The organism is Desertibacillus haloalkaliphilus (assembly GCF_019039105.1).
Taxonomy (GTDB): Bacteria; Bacillota; Bacilli; order Bacillales; family KJ1-10-99; genus Desertibacillus; species Desertibacillus haloalkaliphilus.
The window spans coordinates 151,095-171,590 of the sequence record NZ_JAHPIV010000001.1 but is presented as its reverse complement, the minus strand read 5'-3'; the positions used below and the strand labels follow the sequence as shown (position 1 = coordinate 171,590).

Here is a 20,496-nt window from a genome sequence, read left to right as displayed (position 1 = left end):
ACAATGAACTCTACAGTGTCATTTTATTGACGAAGCCCATCGGCAATTTGTGAGATCATTTCGTTTTTAGCAGATTCATCTGCATGTTGCCAATACACTTCAAAAAGTACACCAAGACCTGGAAGCATTTTTTCTTCGCCACTTTGCATCGCATCCTGAATCGTTGCTTCAACTTGTTTTTCATCACTTCCTGCAACATTAGATAAGATTGCTTGTCGTAAGTTAAAACTCACGTGTCACACCTCCTGTATGCTAAAATGTGTAATAAGCTATCAATTGATTGCTTTACAAATAGTATTTCATTATTTGTTTTGGATTATGTACCAATTTGTGGGTTATAATTTTAAAGAAAACAAGTTGACCGTCAACGTTTATCAAACGTGAAATAACGAGTAGAAAAGGTGATAGAAGAATCATGAACCGCATTGAATCACATAAAAACCAAAGAGTAAAACAATGGAAGAAGCTTCATACAAAAAAAGGACGTGAGCAACAGGGGAGCGTCTTAATTGAGGGGACACATCTCATCGAAGCAGCATTGCAAGCAGAAGCTGACATTGAAGAACTGATTGTCGATGAACAGTTTTCAATCCCAACAGGGTGGGTCGTTGACAATGTTTCGGTGACGATTGTAACCGAACGGGTGATGAAAGAAATTAGTGAAACCGAAACCCCGCAAGGAATTGCTGCTATTTGTAAAATCGAACAGACAGGTCTAGACATTCTTGCAGAAGGGCGATATCTCTTCGTTGATGCGATCCAAGACCCGGGTAACCTTGGGACGATGATTCGAACGGCTGATAGTGCTGGAATGTCTGGAGTGATTGTTGGAAGTGGGAGTGTCGATGTTTATAATAGTAAGGTCATTCGTGCAACGCAAGGTTCAATTTTTCATCTTCCAGTTATCAAGAAAGACTTGAGCGAAGCGATCGAAGTTTGTAAGCAGCAAGGGCTTCCTGTTTTTGGAACGGCACTTGAAGGTGGAAGTTCGTTTACAGCGATCGAACCGCAACAGCAGTTTGCACTTATTGTTGGAAATGAAGGAGAAGGTGTGAGCAAATCGTTGCTTGAACAAACCGATCAAAACCTCTATATTCCTATTTATGGGAAAAATGAATCGCTAAATGTTGCGGTGGCTACAGGGATTTTGCTTTATTATTTACGTGGGTAGAGTTGCAAGTCTAATTTTTTTTATCTATAATAGATAGAAATTGTACATAAGTAAGAGTGTTGAAGGAGAGTAGTAGGCTGCAAGTGCCATGAAGGGAGGAAATGTCCTGGACTGAAAGCATTTCTATGGCAACACAGTTGAATTCACTCTGGAGCTGTCACCGGATGATAAGGATCATTTGTGTTTCTTATTAAGGTTGAACCGGCAGAAGCCGTTATCGTAATGAAGTGAACAGTAGCAGGAGCTACTGTTAATTAGGGTGGTACCGCGAAGCTTTCGTCCCTTTTTTGGGATGAGGGCTTTTTTTGTTGTTCCCCCTAATAGGAGATAGCGATCACTAAAACTTGTTAAAATCTGATTCCATAAAGGAGGAAAGAGTCATGCAAGAGCGTTTAGAGGCGTTGCAAGCAGAAGCAATCGCAAAAGTTGAAGAAGCAAGTGACTTAAAAGCATTACAAGAAATTCGAGTGGCTTATCTAGGGAAGAAGGGGCCAATCACAGAAGTTCTTCGTGGCATGGGGAAATTATCAGCTGAAGAGCGTCCAAAGGTTGGACAAATGGCAAATGATGTTCGCGCTGCGATCACGGAAAAACTTGAACAAAAGGAACAGCGTTTAGAAGAAGAAGCGGTTGAGCAACAGCTCGCAGCAGAAAGCATTGATGTCACATTACCAGGACGTCCGGTACAAGTAGGGAGTCGTCATCCGTTAACAGGTGTTGTTGAACATGTTGAGGATGTCTTTATGGGAATGGGCTTCTCCGTTGCTGAAGGCCCTGAAGTTGAAACGGATTATTATAACTTTGAGGCACTAAACTTGCCGAAGGAACACCCGGCTCGTGATATGCAAGATTCATTCTATATTACAAATGACTTATTATTACGTACTCATACATCACCTGTGCAAGCAAGAACGATGGAAAAGTATGAAGGAAAAGGTCCAGTCAAAATTATTTGTCCAGGTAAAGTGTTCCGTCGTGATGATGACGACGCGACACATTCCCATCAGTTTATGCAAATCGAAGGACTTTACATTGACGAAAATGTACGCATGAGTGATCTGAAGGGCGTACTTGAAACTTTTGCGAAAAAGTTCTTTGGTCCAGATCAAAAAATTCGTTTACGCCCAAGCTTTTTCCCATTCACAGAGCCATCAGTTGAGGTTGATATTTCATGTGTGATGTGTGGCGGAGACGGCTGTCGAGTGTGTAAACAATCGGGCTGGATTGAAGTGTTAGGAGCTGGCATGGTACACCCACGTGTACTTGAAATGGGTGGATTTGATCCAAATAAATATAGTGGTTTTGCCTTTGGAATGGGTGTTGAACGACTTGCAATGTTAAAGTATGGCATCGACGATATTCGTCATTTCTATACAAACGATTACCGCTTTTTACAACAATTTAAACGGGCGTAAGGAGGAACAAAACAAATGCTAGTTTCATATCGATGGTTACAAGAATATATTGATATTAGTGATTTAACAGCGGCTGATATTGCCGAAAAATTAACACGTGGCGGTGTTGAAGTTGATATTATTCATTCGCTTAATAAAGGTATTAAGGACGTCGTGATCGGTCATGTCGTTGAATGTGGACAACATCCGAACGCAGACAAGCTAAACCTTTGTCAGGTTGATATCGGCGAAGAAGAAAATACACAAATTGTGTGTGGGGCACCAAATGTTGCAGCAGGACAGAAGGTAGCTGTCGCAAAAGTCGGTGCGGTTCTTCCAGGCAATTTTAAAATCAAAAAAGCAAAGCTGCGTGGGGAAGCTTCTCATGGTATGATCTGCTCCTTACAAGAGCTAGGCATTGAGAGTAAGCTCGTTGCCAAAGAATTTGCGGACGGAATCTTTGTATTCCCGAATGATGTTGAAACAGGAACTGATGCGCTTGAGCATCTAAACATAAATGATGAAGTGTTAGAGTTGGACTTAACACCAAATCGTGCCGATTGCCTTAACATGATAGGGGTCGCTTATGAAGTGGCAGCGCTTCTTGGGCGTGAAGTGAAGCTTCCTACGGTAGAGCTTTCAGAATCAAGTGAGCAGGCGGCTGACTATATTTCAGTCAAGGTTGAAGCGCAAGAGGATAACCCTTATTATGGCGCAAGAATTGTCAAGGATCTTAAGGTTGGACCATCACCGCTATGGATGCAAAATCGCTTGATTGCATCAGGAATCCGTCCAATCAGTAATGTCGTTGATATTACCAACTACGTATTATTAGAATATGGACAACCCCTTCATGCTTTCGATTATGATCGTTTTGGTTCAAAAGAAGTTGTCGTCCGTCACGCACGTGAGGGTGAAGAGATCGTCACGTTAGATGGTGAAACAAGAAAGCTATCAAGTGAGCACCTTGTGATCACAAACGGGAATGAACCTACTGCCGTTGCCGGTGTCATGGGTGGAGCAACGTCAGAAGTTGAAGATGATACGACAACAGTGTTAATTGAAGCGGCTTATTTTAGAGGCCCGACTGTTCGCCAAGCATCAAAAGATTTAGGGTTACGTAGTGACTCTAGTCATCGCTTTGAAAAAGGTGTCGATCCTAATCGTGTGGCTAAAGCGGCAGATCGTGCTGCACAGCTAATGGCTGAACTTGCTGGTGGAACGGTCGTGTCTGGCATTGTAGAAGCAGATTACTTAACGCTATCAGAACAAAAAGTAACGGTAACACTGACTCGTATTAATCAATTACTTGGAACATCATTGTCAGGTGATGACGTAAGCGAAATCTTCAAGCGACTTCAATTTGAATTCACTGTTGAAGGAGAAACATTCACGGTCTATGCACCAACTAGACGAGCTGATATTGAAATTGAAGAAGACATTATCGAAGAAGTGGCTCGCTTATACGGGTATGATCATATTCCAACGACACTACCTATTGGTGCAACAACACCAGGAGCACTAACAGATTACCAAGCAAAACGCCGTGTCGTTCGTCGTTATTTAGAAACGGCTGGTCTTTCGCAGGCGATTACGTACTCACTGACAACACCAAAACAGGCGAAGGGATTAGCAGGTGAAAATGAAGGGCTAACACCTGTCACTCTTTCGATGCCAATGAGTGAGGATCGTAGTACGATGAGAACGAGTCTACTCCCTCATTTACTTGATGTGATTAGCTATAATCGCAATCGTAACGTCAATGATGTTTCAGTATATGAAGTTGGTTCAATCTTTTTAAGTGAGGAAGAGGTCGTTACCAAGCAACCAACCGAAAAAGAAATGGTCGCTGGTGCATTTACTGGTGTGTGGCAAAATCATCCTTGGCAACAAGAGAAGAAGCTCGTTGACTTTTTCGTTGTCAAAGGGGTACTTGAAGGCTTATTTGCTAAGCTAGGCTTAGAAAGTGAAATCACGTTTACACAAGGGCAAAAACCTGGTTTCCACCCTGGACGAACAGCGATTGTCGAACACAATGGATCAGAAGTTGGTGTGATTGGACAAGTCCACCCAAGCTTGCAAAAAGAATTAGACCTAAACGAAACGTATGTGTTCCAGCTTGAGCTTGAGACATTATTAGAAGCTGAAGTAGATGCTGTTTTCTATCAACAGCTTCCACGCTATCCATCGATCACAAGAGATATTGCGTTAGTTGTTGATGAGGATGTAAGTGCAGATCACGTGAAAACGGTGATTGAGACAGCTGGGCAAGACCTTCTCAAGGATGTCTACTTATTTGATTTATATCAAGGGGAGCACATGGAAGAAGGAAAGAAATCCCTTGCCTTCTCATTAAAATATTATGATCCTGAGCGGACATTAACGGATGAAGAAGTGACGAAGGTTCATACGAATGTATTATCACAATTAGAAAAACAAGCAGGCGCAACGTTGCGAGGATAAATGCTTGAATAAAAAGGGGAGAAGCATTTGTTTGAAGTTACTGATATCTGTTCGATAGAAAAAGTTGATTCGTTTGTGTGGAATGTCGTGTTTGAAATGGATGGACATCAAGAGTTTTTGTTTACGACAGATCTATTGTACTTGCAGCATGATCAAAAGTGGGTCGTTAACCGAATTGTCCCTCATGAACCGGCAAGTTTATTGCGGCATACCTGCCCACTGTGTGGGGAGAATAAAATGAGCTGTGGTGAGGCGACGAAACATTACAAAGCGGTGTATGATCATTTAATTCGTAGGCTACTTAATCATCAACATCAGTACGACGAGTTACAAGAACTACCGGGTACAGCTGTTGACCGTTGGATCACGGTGAACAAAAAAGATGAGTGGCAACAGTTGTTTTTAAAGAATCGTTAAAAAAAAGGGTGCTTGAGAATCGGTTGTTTTTACCTTCTCTCAAGCACCCTTTCGTATTGTTTTATATGAGCATCATGGTTCCAATTGCTTAGCCAGAAGTTGTTAATGTGAGGCTGATGCTAGCTGCTTAGCTTTCATTGTATTAGCAAAATGGAGTTTCACAAAATGGTTTAGTTGATCGGCTCCTTTTGCTTTCATTAATTGAGCTGCGGCGACGTCAACATGGCGTCCGGCTCCTTTTGGAATGTCAAATCCAGCTTCTGCAGATAAGGCCTCAAATTCCTTTAAAAACGCATAACGAGCGATAATTGAAGCGGCTGCTACGGAAAGGTGGATTCCTTCTGCTTTCGTACTAAAAAAGATCTCGCCTTGCAGCTTTCTTTTTTCTGATTTGAGGTGTGAGAAGAAGGTTGTTGGCTCAACAAACTGATCAATTAAGATACCATCATAAGAGGTTCCTTCAAGTTTATCAATGACATTGAGGAGAGCGCGGTTATGTAAGATAGCTTTCATTTTGCCTTGCGACATCCCTTTTTGCTGCATTTGATTATATTTCTCGTTACGGAGGACAAGCAGGCTGTATGGTATGGTTTTGATCAGGTCTTTGGCAATCGCTACAATTTGCTTGTCGGTGAGATGTTTTGAATCTTTGACACCAAGCTCTTTCATCAATGCAATTTGATTGCGACCTACGAACGCAGCAACAACAGTAATTGGACCGAAGTAATCACCAGTGCCGACTTCGTCAGAACCGATAATCGACATCGATTCGATATGTTGTGGAGGCTCGTAGCCGTGTGCTTTTTTTGGCTTTTTTTGTGTGGAGTTTGCTTGCGAAGCGCTTGTCTCTCCTTGCCACTGACTCGCTTCTACTTCACCATTCTTCCCTTGAAATAGGACTTTTCCGGAATGATAGGCGGTAATCGTACACCCGGGTGGTTTCGCAGTAAAAACAGCCCCTTGTGGAGATTTGGTTTGCACGTATGTACTGTAATGTTCTTTCATTTTGGCGATCGTTGCCGTTGATACCTTTAAGACGGAATTTGCCATCCTTTTTTCACTCCTTTATTTCGTGCAGTACTGTTTATACAGTATAACAGAACCCTTCATGACGTAAACCAAAGCCATGAATAAGTGTTCGAGTGAATTCGAGGGTGTCCATCGTATGATTGTAAATCAAGCTAGGATTGGTGAGTCGTTCCAATTTTGAAATATTTCCATATGGGAATGTTCGTGTTATGATATAAGATAGGATTCTTATGACGAATAGGAGGCTTTTTGGTGGCAGATGGGAAGGAGAAACAAAGGACTACGGTATCAATATACGGACAGCAATATACAATTGTTGGCTATGAGGCACCAAGTCACGTTACAAAAGTGGCTAAACAAGTAGACGAGAAAATGAGGGAGATCAAAAGTGTTAATCCTTATTTAGATACAACGCGCCTCGCGGTTTTAACTGCTGTTAATGTTGTTGATGAATATATAAAACTACAGGAGAAACTCGAACAACTCGAGAAAGACAAGGAAGAAAGAAACGATGTTTAGTGTTATTCTTTTTTTAATTTTAGTAGCAAGCTTTTTTGTCGGGATGAGACGCGGCATGATTTTGCAACTTGTTCATTTGCTAGGTTTTGTCGTCTCACTGATTGTTGCTTATCTCTATTATCAAGAGTTAGCTTCGTATATACGCCTTTGGATTCCGTATCCACAGCTAACAGGCGATGACCCGATTTCGATGTTCATTTCTAGTTTTGACTTTGAGAATGTCTATTATTCAGGTATTGCTTTTGCGATTTTATTTTTTGGTACGAGAATCTTATTGCAAATTATCGGCTCGATGGTAGACGTGTTAGCTCAATTACCGATTCTACGAATGATAAACCGCTGGCTTGGCGGGGCTCTGGCCGTAATTGAAACGTATTTACTATTATTTATTGTTCTTCATGTTGCGGCATTATTACCAATTGATTTCGTTCAAGAGCTTCTGCACGGATCATTTGTTGCTCAGCTTATACTAAATTACACACCATTTTTATCTGCATGGATTAAGGACTTGTGGATTAGTAGCCACCTCTAGGAACAAAAGCTTCTCTCGTTGTAGGAGAAGCTTTTTGTTTGTCACAGGCGTTTCCTATTATTTGTTCGTTTTCGGCTAAAGAGGGGTTCTATGTTGATTTCTATTTCGCTACATTTTATGATGGCTTAAGGTAGGTTGTACGTGACATTTGGAAAGGACGATCGTGATGAATAAAAAACAGATCATAAAAACGTTAGAACAAATTGCTATATATATGGAAATTAAAGGGGAAAATCCGTTTAAGACATCTGCTTACCGCAAAGCCGCACAGGCACTAGAAACGGATGAACGGCCAATAACAGAAATTGAGGATCCGTCCAAACTGAAAGGGATCGGTAAAGGGACAGCTGAAGTGATTGAAGAGTTACGGGAGCTGGGGAAATCAACGGTGCTTGAGGAATTACAAGCAGAGTTGCCTGCTGGCTTACTGCCTCTATTAAAGTTGCCAGGATTAGGCGGAAAGAAAATCGGTAAACTTTATCAAGAACTTGGGGTTACAGACATGGACAGCTTGAATCAAGCCTGTCTTGAAAACAAAGTGCAATCTCTTAGTGGTTTTGGTAAAAAGACTGAAGAAAAGATCGTAGCAGCGATTGCTGAAGTGGGGCAACGTCCGGATCGACTTCCGCTAGCTTTTGTACTACCGATCGCTGATGAGATCGAAGAGCAGCTTAAACAAATTCCTGAAATCAAGCGATTTTCACGCGCTGGGAGCTTGCGACGTATGCGTGAGACTGTGAAGGATTTGGATTTTATTATTTCTACGGATGATCCTTCAGCTGTACGTGAGCGATTAGTCCAATTAGATAAAATGTCCTCAATTATTGCAAGTGGTGATACGAAGGTATCAGTTGAGCTTGCGTATGACTATACAATCTCAGTTGACTTTCGACTTGTTGAGGACAAGGCTTATGCAACAACGCTTCATCATTTTACAGGGTCAAAAGATCACAATGTAAAAATGCGTCAGCTCGCTAAAGAGCGTGGCGAAAAAATTAGTGAATATGGTGTCGAGGTCGTTGAAACTGGTGAGGTGCAAACCTTTGCTAGTGAAGCTGAGTTCTTTAACCATTTTGGACTTCATGAGATCCCACCAGAAGCTCGTGAGGATCAAGGAGAAGTTGAACAGTTTGCTGATGAGGTCCCGCTCATTCATCTTGATGATATTAACGGTGATTTGCACATGCACTCAACATGGAGTGATGGAGCGTATTCGATTGAGGAAATGGCGGAAGCAGCTAGGGCAAAAGGGTATTCATTTATCGCGATTACCGATCACTCGAAGTTTTTAAAAGTCGCTAACGGGTTAACGGAAGAACGGCTCCGTAAGCAGCGAGCAGAAATCGAGCGTCTTAACGAAAACTATGATGATTTTAAAATATTAGCTGGCGTTGAAATGGACATTTTACCGGATGGGACGCTTGATTATGATGATGTGATGATGGCTGAAATGGACTTTGTGATTGCCTCGATTCATTCAGCGTTTTCACAGGATCGTCAGACAATTATGGACCGTTTGACAACGGCGTTAAATAATCAAAACGTTGATTTAATTGCTCATCCAACCGGACGCTTAATTGGACGACGTGAAGGATATGATGTTGATCTCGAACTATTAATTGAATTAGCTGCAAAAACCGATACAGCTTTAGAATTAAATGCGAATCCAAACCGATTAGACTTAGCAGCGAAATGGTTACGGAAGGCTGAAGATCAAGGTGTGAAACTAGCGATTAATACAGATGCACATGACATTTCAATGCTCGATCACATGGAAATTGGAGTGAGCACAGCAAAAAAGGGAATGGTAAAGAAAAAGTCTGTACTTAATACGTGGTCACTTGATGAGTTGGAACAGTTTTTAACTCGTCATCACTAACGTGTAGTTAGTGATAGCTAGAAAGGGGAAAAGCATGATAGAAAGAGTGTTACGTGTATTAGAATATAAAAAAATGAAAGAGCAGTTACTCGAACATGCGGCGTCGACTCTCGGAAGGCAGAAGATTGGTGAACTCCAACCGTCGACAAACATTGAAGAAGTCGATGATTGGCAAAACCGTACGTATGAAGGAACGAAAGTACTGCGATTGAAGGGGCAAGCGCCATTAGGCGGAATCCGTGATATTCGCGCAAGCGTGAAGCGCGCGCAAATTGGTGGGTTGTTAAATGCTCATGAACTATTGGAAATTGCGAGCACGATTTATGGGGGACGAAGATTTAAAAAGTTTATTGAAACGATGCTTGAAGATGAGGTTGAATTGCCGTTACTTGAGGGGATTGTTGCTGAGATTGAGCCGCTCACTGACCTTGAACGTGACATTAAACAATGTGTCGATGACAATGGTGAAGTGCTTGATTCAGCAAGCCCAACACTGCGGACGATTCGCCACCAAATGCGAAGTTATGAGTCAGGGATTCGATCAAAGCTCGAAAATATTATTCGTTCCTCAGGTAACCAGAAGAAGCTTTCGGATGCGATTATTACGATTCGAAACGACCGTTACGTGATCCCGGTGAAACAAGAATACCGCGGTGCGTTTGGTGGTATGGTTCACGACCAATCGGCTTCAGGTGCAACCCTATTTATCGAACCGCAAGCGGTCGTATTGATGAATAACCAACTTCGTGAAGCAAGAGCGATGGAAAAACAAGAGGTCGAGCGCATTTTAGCAGAGCTGTCAGCGCACGTGTCAGAGCATGTTGATGTTTTGTTACACAACGTCGCACAGCTTGCAGAAGTTGATTTTATCTTTGCGAAGGCGCTATATAGTAAGCAAATGAAAGCGACGCAACCTAGACTAAATCGTGATGGTCATCTTAACCTTTATCAAGCGCGCCATCCGCTCATTCCTTCAGATGAAGTCGTACCGATTGACGTTGAACTCGGTAAAGATTATTCGTCGTTAATTATCACTGGTCCGAATACCGGTGGTAAAACAGTCACGTTAAAAACGGTTGGTTTACTAACGTTAATGGCGCAATCTGGTCTTCATGTCCCGGTAGAAGAAGGCTCGGAGGTTGCTGTCTTTAAATCGGTATTTGCGGATATTGGGGATGAACAATCGATCGAGCAAAGCTTAAGTACGTTTTCATCGCATATGACAAACATTGTTGATATTTTAAATGAAGTCGACCATGATAGCCTTGTCTTATTTGATGAACTTGGTGCCGGCACAGATCCGACCGAGGGGGCGGCACTGGCAATCGCAATTTTAGATGATGTCTATAGTCGTGGTGCTCGTTTAGTTGCGACAACGCATTATAGTGAATTGAAAGGTTACGCATATAACCGCCCAGGTGCGATGAATGCAAGTGTTGAATTTGATGTTGAAACGTTGCGACCGACCTATCGGTTGTTGATTGGCGTTCCAGGACGAAGCAATGCGTTTGCGATATCTCGTCGCCTTGGGTTACGAGAAGACGTGATTGAAAAAGCGAAAGCGCAAATTGACAGTGATAATAACCAAATTGAACGAATGATCGCTTCATTAGAGGATAGTCGTAAAGCAGCAGAAGCCGATGTAGAAGAAGCGCGCAAGGTTCGAGAAGAAGCTGAACGTCTACGTCAAGATTTAGTAGCAAACCTTGATTCACTTGAACAAGAAAAAGCGTCGATATTAGTAGAAGCGGAAGAAAAGGCGACCCGAGCGGTTGAGGATGCTAAGGAAGAAGCGAATTTTATCATTGAAGAGCTCCGTGAATGGCAAAAAGAGACACAGACGGTTAAAGAACATCAATTGATTGATGCTAAGAAGCGGCTGGATGAAGCTGCACCGACACTGCAATCAAAAAAGAAGAAAAAGCCTAAACCGAAAAAAACAGAGCATAAGCTACAGGCTGGTGATGAAGTAAAAGTACTGAGCTTTGGGCAAAAAGGTCACATTCTTGAGAAGATCAGTGATGACGAATTTCAAGTTCAAATTGGTATTATGAAAATGAAGGTAAAGAAAGATGACCTTCAGTATATTGACCGACCAAAGCAAGTGGAGACGAAACCATTAGCTACGGTGAGAGGAAATGATCACCATGTAAAACCCGAGTTAGATTTACGTGGAGAACGATATGAAGACGCTATGCTAAAGGTAGAAAAGTACTTAGATGATGCGATTCTGGCTGGATATCATCAAGTCTCTATTATTCATGGAAAAGGAACGGGAGCGTTACGTAAGGGAGTCAAACAACTGTTGAAAAATCACCGTCACGTCAAACGTGCCCGGGATGCCGGTATGAATGAAGGTGGACTTGGCAATACCGTTGTTGAATTAAAATAAGAAAGGCGCTTTCGGATGATTGAACAATTAATTGAAAATCCTTTTGTACAGACCGCAGCTTATTATAGTGTTGCTGTGCTTGCGATTATTGTTTCATTAGCGGTCTTTGAGACGGTAACAAGGTATAATAATTGGGAAGAAATCAAGAACGGTAATTGCGCCGTTGCACTAGCAACATCTGGGAAGATCTTTGGAATTAGCAATGTCTTTCGTTATTCGATTAGTTATCATGATTCACTATTATCGATGCTTGTTTGGGGAATGTATGGGTTTGGTTTATTGTTATTTTGTTATTTTATGTTTGAATTTCTAACCCCGAAATTTAAGGTTGATGAAGAGATCGCTCGAGATAATCGAGCGGTCGGATTTATCGCTTTCATCCTAGCTGTCGGGCTATCTTATGTGATTGGAGCGAGTATCGTTGCACGCTAGTGACAAAAGAAAAGAGGAGAGTGGAAGGTGGAAACACTTTGGAAAGTTTTATATGTCTGTTGCGGGGTTTTTATGATTGCTGGTTTGATCTATCTATTGTTCATCGTATGATGTGAAGTTCTTTGTGAATATCATGAAAGACAGAAATAAATATAGGTTCTTTTTATAAAATCGGCTGAAATTTGAGTTCAGTCGATTTTTTGATTGAAAAGGGGGACCACACCCTCACGAGGTTTACCAGCAATGGTGATTATCAAGGAGGCTTACTCACACCGTCTAAAATGGAAGTAAGAGATTCTTTCACTAGAGAGGAGATGCCGTGTTAGTGTCCATATAAAAAATACTCATGATGGTAAGCGTTTCCAATACAATGGTAATAGAAAGTTTTTCGATCATGAAGGTAGGGAGCACATAAGGAGGCTAACGTAATGACAATATCGCTTGAGGAGAAAGTGTGGTTAAGGCATTATCCATCTGAGGTGCCATCCTCTCTCACTTATGAGGAACGGACACTTCATTCCTATTTGCAGGAAGCAAATAGGAAGCATCCGAACATGGTCGCGCTTCATTTTCTTGGTAAGGAAATGACTTACCGAGAATTGTATACAGAGTCGATAAAATTTGCGAACCAATTGCGTTCATTAGGTGTACAAAAAGGTGATCGCGTTGCAATTATGCTGGCCAATTGTCCACAATCAGTCATTAGCTATTATGGGGCTTTAATGGCAGGTGCGATTGTCGTGCAAATGAATCCACTCTATGTTGAAAGAGAAATCAAACATCAATTAGTTGATTCCGGTGCAAAAGTAATCGTATGCCTTGATTTACTATTTCCCCGCGTGTCAAAAATAAGAAAAGAGACAGAGCTTGACTATGTCATTGTGACGAGCATCAAAGATTATTTACCCTTTCCTAAAAATGTAATCTATCCGTATATTCAAAAAAAGAAGTCCAAACTAAAAGTTGAAATCTCATTTGATGAGAAAACCCTCCCATTTACTGAGGTCATTGATAAAGGAGGGGAGGAAGAGATCAAAGTCGACCTGTCCCCAAAAGACGATTTAGCCTTGCTTCAATATACAGGCGGAACGACTGGCCCAGCAAAAGGTGTCATGCTTACCCATTACAATTTAGTAGTGAATACAACACAATGTATTCAGTGGATGTACAAAATTGGAAAAGGAGAAGGAAAGGTCCTAGCTGCTTTACCGTTTTTTCACGTGTATGGAATGACAGTTGTAATGAATGTCGCGATCATGAATCGAATGAAAATGATTATTTTACCAAAATTCGAGGCCAAAGATGTCTTAAAAGCAATTGAAAAGCATCGGGTTACGATTTTTCCAGGTGCACCAACGATGTACGTGTCGCTGATTAATGACCCGAACGTCAAAAAATACGATCTTTCATCGATCGAAGCTTGTTTAAGTGGTGCTGCTCCGTTACCTCGCGAAGTTCAAGAGACATTCGAACGAATCACAGGTGGTAACCTCGTCGAAGGATTTGGTATGACTGAAACGTCACCAGTTTCAATATCGACACCGATTTGGGGAAAACGAAAAGAAGGTAGCATTGGCATCCCATGGCCTGATACGGAGGCGGCAATTCTTTCACCTGAAACTGGCGAAATGGCAGGACCCAATGAAGTTGGTGAGCTCATGATTCGCGGCCCACAAGTCATGCAGGGCTATTGGCAACGCCCAGAAGCAACGGCAGAAACGTTCCGTGGGGATTGGTTGTTAACCGGCGATATGGGTTACATGGATAAAGATGGGTTCTTTTATATTGTTGATCGAAAAAAAGATATGATCATTGCTGGTGGATATAACATCTATCCACGTGAGGTTGAGGAAGTGCTTTATAAGCATGAAAGTATTCAAGAAGCAGCTGTCATTGGGGTACCAGATTCCTATCGCGGTGAAACGGTCAAAGCGTTTATCGTCGTTAAGGAAGGACATGAGGTAGCTGAAAAAGAGCTTGATGCCTTTTGTCGGAAACATCTTGCTGCGTATAAAGTCCCAAAACGCTATGAATTTCGTGACGAGCTACCAAAAACAATGGTTGGAAAAATTTTGCGGCGTGTCTTAGTAGAAGAGGAAGAGGACAAACGTAAAACATAAAATGAACAGTTGCTCTAAAGGTTCAATGATGCCTTTAGAGCAACTGTCATGGAATCAATAATGTAAAACGCTTACACTTTTTTTAGAAACTTTAATTGTTTCATATACAAATTTAGTATATGATAAAGATAGATTTTTAGATTTTCAAAAAAACTCCTTTTTCAAAAAATTTCAAAATAACTGACGTTTGGATTGACAAATCATTTACCTTTTATTACAATATGAAATATGAGTGAATAGTCATTCATTAATGAAGTAGTAAAAGTATTGTACTTTGAAAAATGTTTAGCACCAGGCGTCATCGGCTCGAGCTCACTTTGGTCCGCCAATTGAAGCTTCATGTTTCTTCTACCGGTATACCAGTGTTTATGGCCGATAGTTGGTCGCCTTGCGCTTTTCTTACTGAAAGGAAGAATGACGTGGCCAAACGAAAAGGACTGAAATACGAGCAGATTATAGAAGCAGCCGTAAAAGTGATTGCTGAAAAAGGCTATCATCAAGCCCAAGTATCAAAAATTGCCAAAGAAGCAGGCGTTGCTGATGGCACGATTTATTTATATTTTAAAAACAAGGAAGATATTTTAGTATCTCTATTTAAAGAAAAGATGGGCAAATTTATCCTAGATATTGAACAAGAAATAGCAGGAGTTAACGACGTTAAAGAGAAATTATATATATTAGTAAAAAGGCATTTCACCCAAGCAGCAGCAAATCATTCATATGCCATCGTTACACAGCTAGAGTTGAGACAGTCGAACACCGAACTACGTCTGAAGATAAATGACGTATTAAAGGATTATTTACGCTTGATTGACTCTATTTTATTAGAAGGAAAAGAAAGCGGTTTCTTTTCTAGCAACCTTGATGTCCGACTAAGCCGGCAAATGATCTTTGGTACATTAGACGAGGTGGTTACCAATTGGGTGATGAAAGGTTGCAAATATGATTTGGTATCACTTGCAAAGCCTGTGCACCAATTTTTAATCAATGGTTTTGCAGTAGATAAATAGATAGACAGACTTGAATGATCTTCATTCTTGGACTGGGAGGAGTGAGAAAGTGATGGAGAATCTACTTCTAAAAAAAGAGAATCATATCGCTATTGTTACACTGAATCGTCCACCTGCAAATGCGCTTTCGGGTGCCGTTTTAAACGATTTATCTGCGGCACTTGATGAGGTTGAGCAGGACACGGATATTAAAGTAGTGGTTCTCAATGGTGAAGGTCGTTTTTTTGCGGCTGGAGCAGATATTAAAGAGTTTACTACTGTTAAAAGTGGCGCTGAGTTCACTGAGCTTGCTAAAAAGGGGCAGCAACTATTTGATCGAATTGAGCAGTTTTCAAAGCCTGTCATTGCCGCGATTCACGGTGCTGCATTAGGCGGAGGATTAGAGCTTGCGATGGCATGTCATATTCGACTAGCAACGGAAGATGTGAAGCTTGGATTACCGGAGCTACAATTAGGTTTAATTCCTGGATTTGCAGGTAGTCAACGCCTTCCACGTTTAGTAGGAACAGCGAAAGCAGCAGAAATGATTTTAACTAGTGAGCCGATCACAGGCAAGGAAGCATTGTCACTCGGCCTTATTAATTGCATTCATTCTGAGCAAGCGCTCAACGAGGAAGCCTTGAAACTAGCGGAGAAAATCGCGCAAAAGAGTGCGGTCTCGATTAAATTCGCACTCGAACTACTTACTTATGCCAAAGATCAAAACTTTGAAAAAGGAGTGGCAAAAGAAGCGGAGCTGTTTGGGGAAGCGTTTGAATCTGAAGATGGCCAAGAAGGGATATACGCATTTATAGAAAAACGAAAGCCAGCGTTTAAAAATAAATAAACCGATTTTATTTTACCTAGGGAGGGAATATGATGAACATTTTTGTAATTATGAAACGTACATTTGATACAGAGGAAAAAATTACAATTAGTAATGGAGCAATTGATGATGGGGGCGCAGAATTTATTATTAACCCATATGATGAGTATGCGATTGAGGAAGCAATTACGTTACGTGATGAGCACGAAGGAGAAGTGACAGTCGTAACTGTTGGTGAAGAGGATGCTGAAAAGGAATTACGTACAGCATTAGCCATGGGTGCAGATAAGGCAGTGTTAATTGACACAGAAGATGTTGATGAACTTGATCAATTTACGACGGCTACATTGCTTGCGACATATTTAAAAGATCAAGACTATGACATCATTTTAGGCGGTAACGTCGCCGTTGATGGTGGATCTGGACAAGTTGGCCCACGTGTTGCTGAGGAATTAAACATTCCACAAGTGACAACGATTACAAAGTTAGATATTGAAGGGCAAACTGCAACAATCGAGCGTGATGTTGAAGGGGACCAAGAAACTGTTGAAGTGTCTCTTCCGGTTCTTGTGACAGCGCAGCAAGGGTTAAATGAACCACGTTATCCATCGTTACCAGGGATCATGAAGGCTAAGAAGAAGCCATTAGATACATTAGACTTAGATGATTTAGATTTAGAAGAAGAGGATGTAGAAGCAAAAACAAAAACTATCGAAGTGTTCCTACCACCTGCTAAAGAAGCGGGGAAAGTTCTTGAAGGTGAAGTTGGAGATCAAGTCAAAGAGTTAGTATCGTTACTAAAATCAGAAGCTAAAGTTCTTTAATGGGGGGAAATCAATATGTCTAGAAAAGTAGTTGTATTAGGTGAAGCTCGTGATGGAGAATTACGTAATGTAACATTTGAAGCGATTGCAGCAGGAAAACAAGTTGCCGACGGTGGTGAAGTTGTTGCAGCGTTATTTGGTGAAAGTGTAAGTGATTTGGGTAATAAATTAATTCAGTATGGAGCTGACCGTGTCGTTACGGTAGAACGTCCTGAATTGAAAGAATATACGACAGATGCTTACTTACAGGCGTTCTTACAAGTGGTTGATGCGGAGAGTCCAGAAGGAATTGTGATGGGACATACATCGGCAGGAAAAGATCTTTCGCCACGTGTCGCGACAAAATTAGGCTCAGGTTTAATTTCTGATGCGGTTGCCATTGAAGTCGATGGCGGTGATGTTGTTTTCACGCGTCCAATTTATTCAGGTAAAGCTTTTGAAAAGAAAGCAATTGAAGAGGGAATTATTTTTGCAACGATTCGTCCAAACAACATCGAGCCACTTGAGGTTGATGAGTCACGAAGCGGAAATGTAGCTGGGCTTGATGTAGAATTAACTGATTTGCGAACACAAATTAAGGATATCGTGCGCAAGTCAACTGGCGGGGTTGATCTCTCAGAAGCTAAAATTGTTGTTGCAGGTGGACGCGGTGTGAAAAGTGAAGAAGGCTTTAAGTCATTAGATGAGCTTGCGAATGTCCTTGGAGCAGCAGTTGGTGCATCTCGTGGAGCGTGTGATGCTGAATATTGTGATTACTCCTTACAAATTGGTCAAACAGGGAAAGTTGTAACACCTGACCTTTACTTTGCGATTGGTATCTCTGGTGCGATTCAGCATTTAGCAGGGATGTCTAACTCAAAAGTAATTGTAGCCATCAATAAAGATCCAGAAGCACCGATCTTTGAAGTCGCAGACTATGGAATTGTTGCTGACTTATTTGAGGTTGTTCCATTACTTACAGAAGAATTGAAAAACGTTTTAGTTGAATCATAAAACATACGTGAAAAGCTGTCCTTCAAAGGGCAGCTTTTCACGTATATTTATTATTTTCTATTATTGTTTGCAGGAAAAAGTGGTTTCAAACATAACACGATTGGGTAATATAAATTCTGTAAGCATATTTATAGCGTGTGAGTACGACGGATGGTATAATTTGTTTGAATAAGTGATTAGCACGATAAATAAGGAGGACGTTACGAACATGGCGATTGTAAACGTTACGGATCAAAATTTTGCAAGCGAAACAAGTGAAGGAGTAGTCCTAGCTGACTTTTGGGCACCTTGGTGTGGGCCTTGTAAAATGATTGCACCGGTTCTTGAAGAGCTAGATGCAGAAATGGGAGATAAAGTGAAAATTGCGAAGCTTGATGTTGATGAAAACCAAGAAACAGCTAGCAAGCATGGAGTCATGAGTATCCCTACATTAATGGTCTTTAAAGATGGTGAAGTTGTCGAGCAAGTGGTAGGCTTCCAACCAAAAGATGCACTAGCTGAGCTTCTTAATAAGCACCTATAAGAGCCAATAAAAAGCCTGATTCGTATTACGGATCAGGCTTTTTTAATTGAAGGGGTGCAGAGTGCGCAGCAAGGAGACAAGGAAAAGTAATAGCTTACTCGTCCGGCCTTTGCGTGAAGGATACTGGAAAAAATCTAAATGAGAAGAAGGCGGCTCGAGAGCGGTTGAAAAAAACGTGATTTTTGGTAACAATAGTAGCAAGGAGTGAGGAGGATGGATAACCTTAAAGAAAAGCTCGCTGTTTTACCTGAGCAGCCTGGCTGTTATTTAATGAAAGACAGGCAAGGAACGGTCATTTATGTCGGAAAAGCAAAAATTTTAAAAAACCGCGTTCGATCTTATTTTACTGGTTCCCATGATGGGAAAACACAGCGGTTAGTGAGTGAAATCACTGATTTTGAATATATAATTACCTCTTCGAATATCGAAGCGCTTATCCTTGAAATGAACCTAATTAAAAAATACGATCCGAAATACAATGTTATGTTAAAGGATGATAAATCATATCCGTATTTAAAGATTACCGCGGAAGAACATCCGCGCTTGATCACAACTCGAAAAGTAAAAAAGGATCAAGGAAAATACTTTGGTCCTTTTCCGAATGCGAGTGCGGCGAATGAAACAAAAAAATTGTTAGATCGTCTCTACCCCCTAAGAAAGTGTCGGACATTACCTGATCGGGTTTGCTTATACTACCATATCAATCAATGTTTAGCTCCATGTGTGTATGAAGTAAGTGATGAAAAAAATAAAGAACTTGTCGCTGACATTGTTCGTTTTTTAAATAATGGTCATCAGCAAGTGAAGCAAGAATTAACGGAAAAGATGAATAGCGCTTCTGAACAATTAGACTTTGAACGGGCGAAGGAATTTCGTGACTTGATTAAGCACATTGAAGCTGTCATGGAAAAGCAGAAAATGACGATCTCTGACCAGATCGACCGTGATGTTTTTGCGTACTCATATGATAAAGGGTGGATGTGTGTACAAGTCTTTTTCATTCGCCAAGGAAAACTGATTGAACGAGATGTATCCATTTTTCCATTTTACGGTGAAGCTTCAGAAGACTTTTTAACGTATATCGGACAATTTTATTTAAAAAAGGAACATATGAAGCCAAAGGAGATCCTCGTACCAAGCGGTACGGATCAAGAGCTTGTTGCTCAATTGCTCGAGGTAAAAGTATTTGAACCGAAACGTGGTAAGAAAAAAGAATTAGTGGACCTTGCGACCAAAAATGCTGAAATGGCGTTAAAGGAAAAGTTCTCATTAATTGAACGGGATGAGGAACGCACGATTAAAGCCATTGAAAATTTAGGGGAGGCACTGGGAATCAGTACACCGTATCGGATCGAGGCATTTGACAACTCTAACATTCAAGGGACTGATCCTGTGTCTGCCATGATTACGTTTTTAGATGGTAAACCGAGTAAGAAGGATTACCGTAAGTATAAGTTAAAAGGGATTGAAGGGCCTGATGATTACGGTTCGATGCGTGAGGTTGTTCGTCGGCGCTACCTTCGTCTATTAAAGGAAGATGGACCATTGCCTGATTTGTTAGTGATCGATGGTGGTAAAGGACAAATTTCAGCTGCGCAAAGTGTGCTTGAAGATGAACTAGGGTTATCGATCCCTGTATGTGGTTTAGCTAAAGATGATAAACACCGGACGTCACAGCTATTGATGGGAGACCCGCCCGAGGTAATCCCATTAAAACGGGATAGTCATGAATTTTACCTCTTACAAAGAATACAGGATGAAGTCCACAGGTTTGCGATCAATTTTCATCGACAAGCACGTGGGAAATCGATGTTTTCATCGATTTTAGATGATGTGCCTGGCATCGGTGAAAAACGAAAACAACGGTTGTTAAAGCACTTTGGCTCATTGAAAAAAATGAAGGAAGCAAGTGTTGAAGATTTCCGTCAGTTAAATGTTCCAGCACCTGTAGCCGAAGCGCTTGTTGACCATTTGAAAAATAGTTGAATTTCTC

The 20,496-nt window shown here is 41.2% G+C and carries 18 protein-coding genes and 1 other annotated feature; of the genes, 16 read left to right on the top strand and 2 right to left on the bottom strand.

The window, feature by feature from the left end:
* Window positions 1–23: 23 nt before the first annotated feature.
* Window positions 24–233, bottom strand: a complete 210-nt coding sequence (gene sspI, locus KH400_RS00790; RefSeq protein WP_217221279.1) for a small acid-soluble spore protein SspI — start codon at window positions 231–233, stop codon at window positions 24–26.
* Between the two features lie 182 nt (window positions 234–415).
* Here sspI and KH400_RS00785 point away from each other — a divergent pair, with 182 nt between their 5' ends.
* The 4 genes from KH400_RS00785 (at window position 416) to KH400_RS00770 (ending at window position 5,445) form a co-directional block, all read left to right on the top strand.
* Window positions 416–1,171, top strand: a complete 756-nt coding sequence (locus KH400_RS00785) for a TrmH family RNA methyltransferase (RefSeq protein ID WP_217221278.1) — start codon at window positions 416–418, stop codon at window positions 1,169–1,171.
* Between the two features lie 50 nt (window positions 1,172–1,221).
* Window positions 1,222–1,458, top strand: a binding site (T-box leader).
* Window positions 1,459–1,551: 93 nt separating this feature from the next.
* Window positions 1,552–2,586: a phenylalanine--tRNA ligase subunit alpha gene (pheS, locus tag KH400_RS00780; protein ID WP_217221277.1), complete on the top strand. Its 1,035-nt coding sequence runs from the start codon at window positions 1,552–1,554 to the stop codon at window positions 2,584–2,586.
* 15 nt (window positions 2,587–2,601) lie between these two features.
* Window positions 2,602–5,028, top strand: a complete 2,427-nt coding sequence (gene pheT, locus KH400_RS00775; RefSeq protein WP_217221276.1) for a phenylalanine--tRNA ligase subunit beta — start codon at window positions 2,602–2,604, stop codon at window positions 5,026–5,028.
* Between the two features lie 27 nt (window positions 5,029–5,055).
* Window positions 5,056–5,445 carry a hypothetical protein gene (locus KH400_RS00770; protein WP_217221275.1) on the top strand — a complete coding sequence of 130 codons (390 nt, stop codon included), beginning with the start codon at window positions 5,056–5,058 and terminating at the stop codon, window positions 5,443–5,445.
* A gap of 102 nt (window positions 5,446–5,547) precedes the next feature.
* On the opposite strand, the gene rnhC is transcribed toward KH400_RS00770, so the two are convergent.
* Complete coding sequence (rnhC, locus tag KH400_RS00765) at window positions 5,548–6,495, bottom strand: ribonuclease HIII (RefSeq protein WP_217221274.1); 948 nt, start codon at window positions 6,493–6,495, stop codon at window positions 5,548–5,550.
* A 231-nt stretch (window positions 6,496–6,726) separates the two neighbouring features.
* On the opposite strand from rnhC, the gene zapA reads away from it, so the two are divergent.
* From zapA to uvrC, 12 genes are all read left to right on the top strand, one after another.
* On the top strand, window positions 6,727–6,993 hold the full coding sequence (gene zapA / locus KH400_RS00760) for a cell division protein ZapA (RefSeq protein WP_217221273.1): 267 nt from the start codon (window positions 6,727–6,729) through the stop codon (window positions 6,991–6,993).
* A complete protein-coding gene (locus KH400_RS00755; protein ID WP_217221272.1) occupies window positions 6,986–7,525 on the top strand; it encodes a CvpA family protein in 540 nt (179 codons plus the stop codon). Before zapA ends, KH400_RS00755 begins: the two co-directional genes overlap by 8 nt.
* Before the next feature lie 166 nt (window positions 7,526–7,691).
* Window positions 7,692–9,404: a DNA polymerase/3'-5' exonuclease PolX gene (gene polX / locus KH400_RS00750; RefSeq protein ID WP_217221271.1), complete on the top strand. Its 1,713-nt coding sequence runs from the start codon at window positions 7,692–7,694 to the stop codon at window positions 9,402–9,404.
* 34 nt (window positions 9,405–9,438) lie between these two features.
* On the top strand, window positions 9,439–11,796 hold the full coding sequence (locus KH400_RS00745) for an endonuclease MutS2 (protein ID WP_217221270.1): 2,358 nt from the start codon (window positions 9,439–9,441) through the stop codon (window positions 11,794–11,796).
* Between the two features lie 15 nt (window positions 11,797–11,811).
* Window positions 11,812–12,228 (top strand): DUF350 domain-containing protein, encoded by a 417-nt coding sequence (locus tag KH400_RS00740; protein WP_217221269.1) that lies wholly within the window; start codon window positions 11,812–11,814, stop codon window positions 12,226–12,228.
* Window positions 12,229–12,656: 428 nt separating this feature from the next.
* Window positions 12,657–14,348 carry a long-chain-fatty-acid--CoA ligase gene (locus KH400_RS00735; protein ID WP_217221267.1) on the top strand — a complete coding sequence of 564 codons (1,692 nt, stop codon included), beginning with the start codon at window positions 12,657–12,659 and terminating at the stop codon, window positions 14,346–14,348.
* A 419-nt stretch (window positions 14,349–14,767) separates the two neighbouring features.
* Complete coding sequence (gene fadR / locus KH400_RS00730; protein ID WP_312888995.1) at window positions 14,768–15,358, top strand: fatty acid metabolism transcriptional regulator FadR; 591 nt, start codon at window positions 14,768–14,770, stop codon at window positions 15,356–15,358.
* A 52-nt stretch (window positions 15,359–15,410) separates the two neighbouring features.
* Window positions 15,411–16,184 carry an enoyl-CoA hydratase gene (locus tag KH400_RS00725; protein WP_217221539.1) on the top strand — a complete coding sequence of 258 codons (774 nt, stop codon included), beginning with the start codon at window positions 15,411–15,413 and terminating at the stop codon, window positions 16,182–16,184.
* A gap of 32 nt (window positions 16,185–16,216) precedes the next feature.
* Window positions 16,217–16,987 carry an electron transfer flavoprotein subunit beta/FixA family protein gene (locus KH400_RS00720; RefSeq protein ID WP_217221538.1) on the top strand — a complete coding sequence of 257 codons (771 nt, stop codon included), beginning with the start codon at window positions 16,217–16,219 and terminating at the stop codon, window positions 16,985–16,987.
* A 15-nt stretch (window positions 16,988–17,002) separates the two neighbouring features.
* Window positions 17,003–17,980 (top strand): electron transfer flavoprotein subunit alpha/FixB family protein, encoded by a 978-nt coding sequence (locus KH400_RS00715; protein WP_217221266.1) that lies wholly within the window; start codon window positions 17,003–17,005, stop codon window positions 17,978–17,980.
* Window positions 17,981–18,188: 208 nt separating this feature from the next.
* The gene (gene trxA / locus KH400_RS00710; protein WP_217221264.1) at window positions 18,189–18,503 is read left to right on the top strand and encodes a thioredoxin; all 315 of its coding nucleotides are present in this window, start codon (window positions 18,189–18,191) and stop codon (window positions 18,501–18,503) included.
* 213 nt (window positions 18,504–18,716) lie between these two features.
* Window positions 18,717–20,489, top strand: a complete 1,773-nt coding sequence (uvrC, locus tag KH400_RS00705) for an excinuclease ABC subunit UvrC (RefSeq protein ID WP_217221263.1) — start codon at window positions 18,717–18,719, stop codon at window positions 20,487–20,489.
* Window positions 20,490–20,496: the final 7 nt, after the last annotated feature.

Coding starts and splice junctions, on each gene's coding strand:
- KH400_RS00785 (WP_217221278.1), top strand. CDS start 416: ATGAACCGCATTGAATCACATAAAAACCAAAGAGTAAAACAATGGAAG.
- pheS (WP_217221277.1), top strand. CDS start 1,552: ATGCAAGAGCGTTTAGAGGCGTTGCAAGCAGAAGCAATCGCAAAAGTT.
- pheT (WP_217221276.1), top strand. CDS start 2,602: ATGCTAGTTTCATATCGATGGTTACAAGAATATATTGATATTAGTGAT.
- rnhC (WP_217221274.1), bottom strand. CDS start 6,495: ATGGCAAATTCCGTCTTAAAGGTATCAACGGCAACGATCGCCAAAATG.
- KH400_RS00755 (WP_217221272.1), top strand. CDS start 6,986: ATGTTTAGTGTTATTCTTTTTTTAATTTTAGTAGCAAGCTTTTTTGTC.
- polX (WP_217221271.1), top strand. CDS start 7,692: ATGAATAAAAAACAGATCATAAAAACGTTAGAACAAATTGCTATATAT.
- KH400_RS00745 (WP_217221270.1), top strand. CDS start 9,439: ATGATAGAAAGAGTGTTACGTGTATTAGAATATAAAAAAATGAAAGAG.
- KH400_RS00740 (WP_217221269.1), top strand. CDS start 11,812: ATGATTGAACAATTAATTGAAAATCCTTTTGTACAGACCGCAGCTTAT.
- KH400_RS00735 (WP_217221267.1), top strand. CDS start 12,657: ATGACAATATCGCTTGAGGAGAAAGTGTGGTTAAGGCATTATCCATCT.
- KH400_RS00725 (WP_217221539.1), top strand. CDS start 15,411: ATGGAGAATCTACTTCTAAAAAAAGAGAATCATATCGCTATTGTTACA.
- KH400_RS00720 (WP_217221538.1), top strand. CDS start 16,217: ATGAACATTTTTGTAATTATGAAACGTACATTTGATACAGAGGAAAAA.
- KH400_RS00715 (WP_217221266.1), top strand. CDS start 17,003: ATGTCTAGAAAAGTAGTTGTATTAGGTGAAGCTCGTGATGGAGAATTA.
- trxA (WP_217221264.1), top strand. CDS start 18,189: ATGGCGATTGTAAACGTTACGGATCAAAATTTTGCAAGCGAAACAAGT.
- uvrC (WP_217221263.1), top strand. CDS start 18,717: ATGGATAACCTTAAAGAAAAGCTCGCTGTTTTACCTGAGCAGCCTGGC.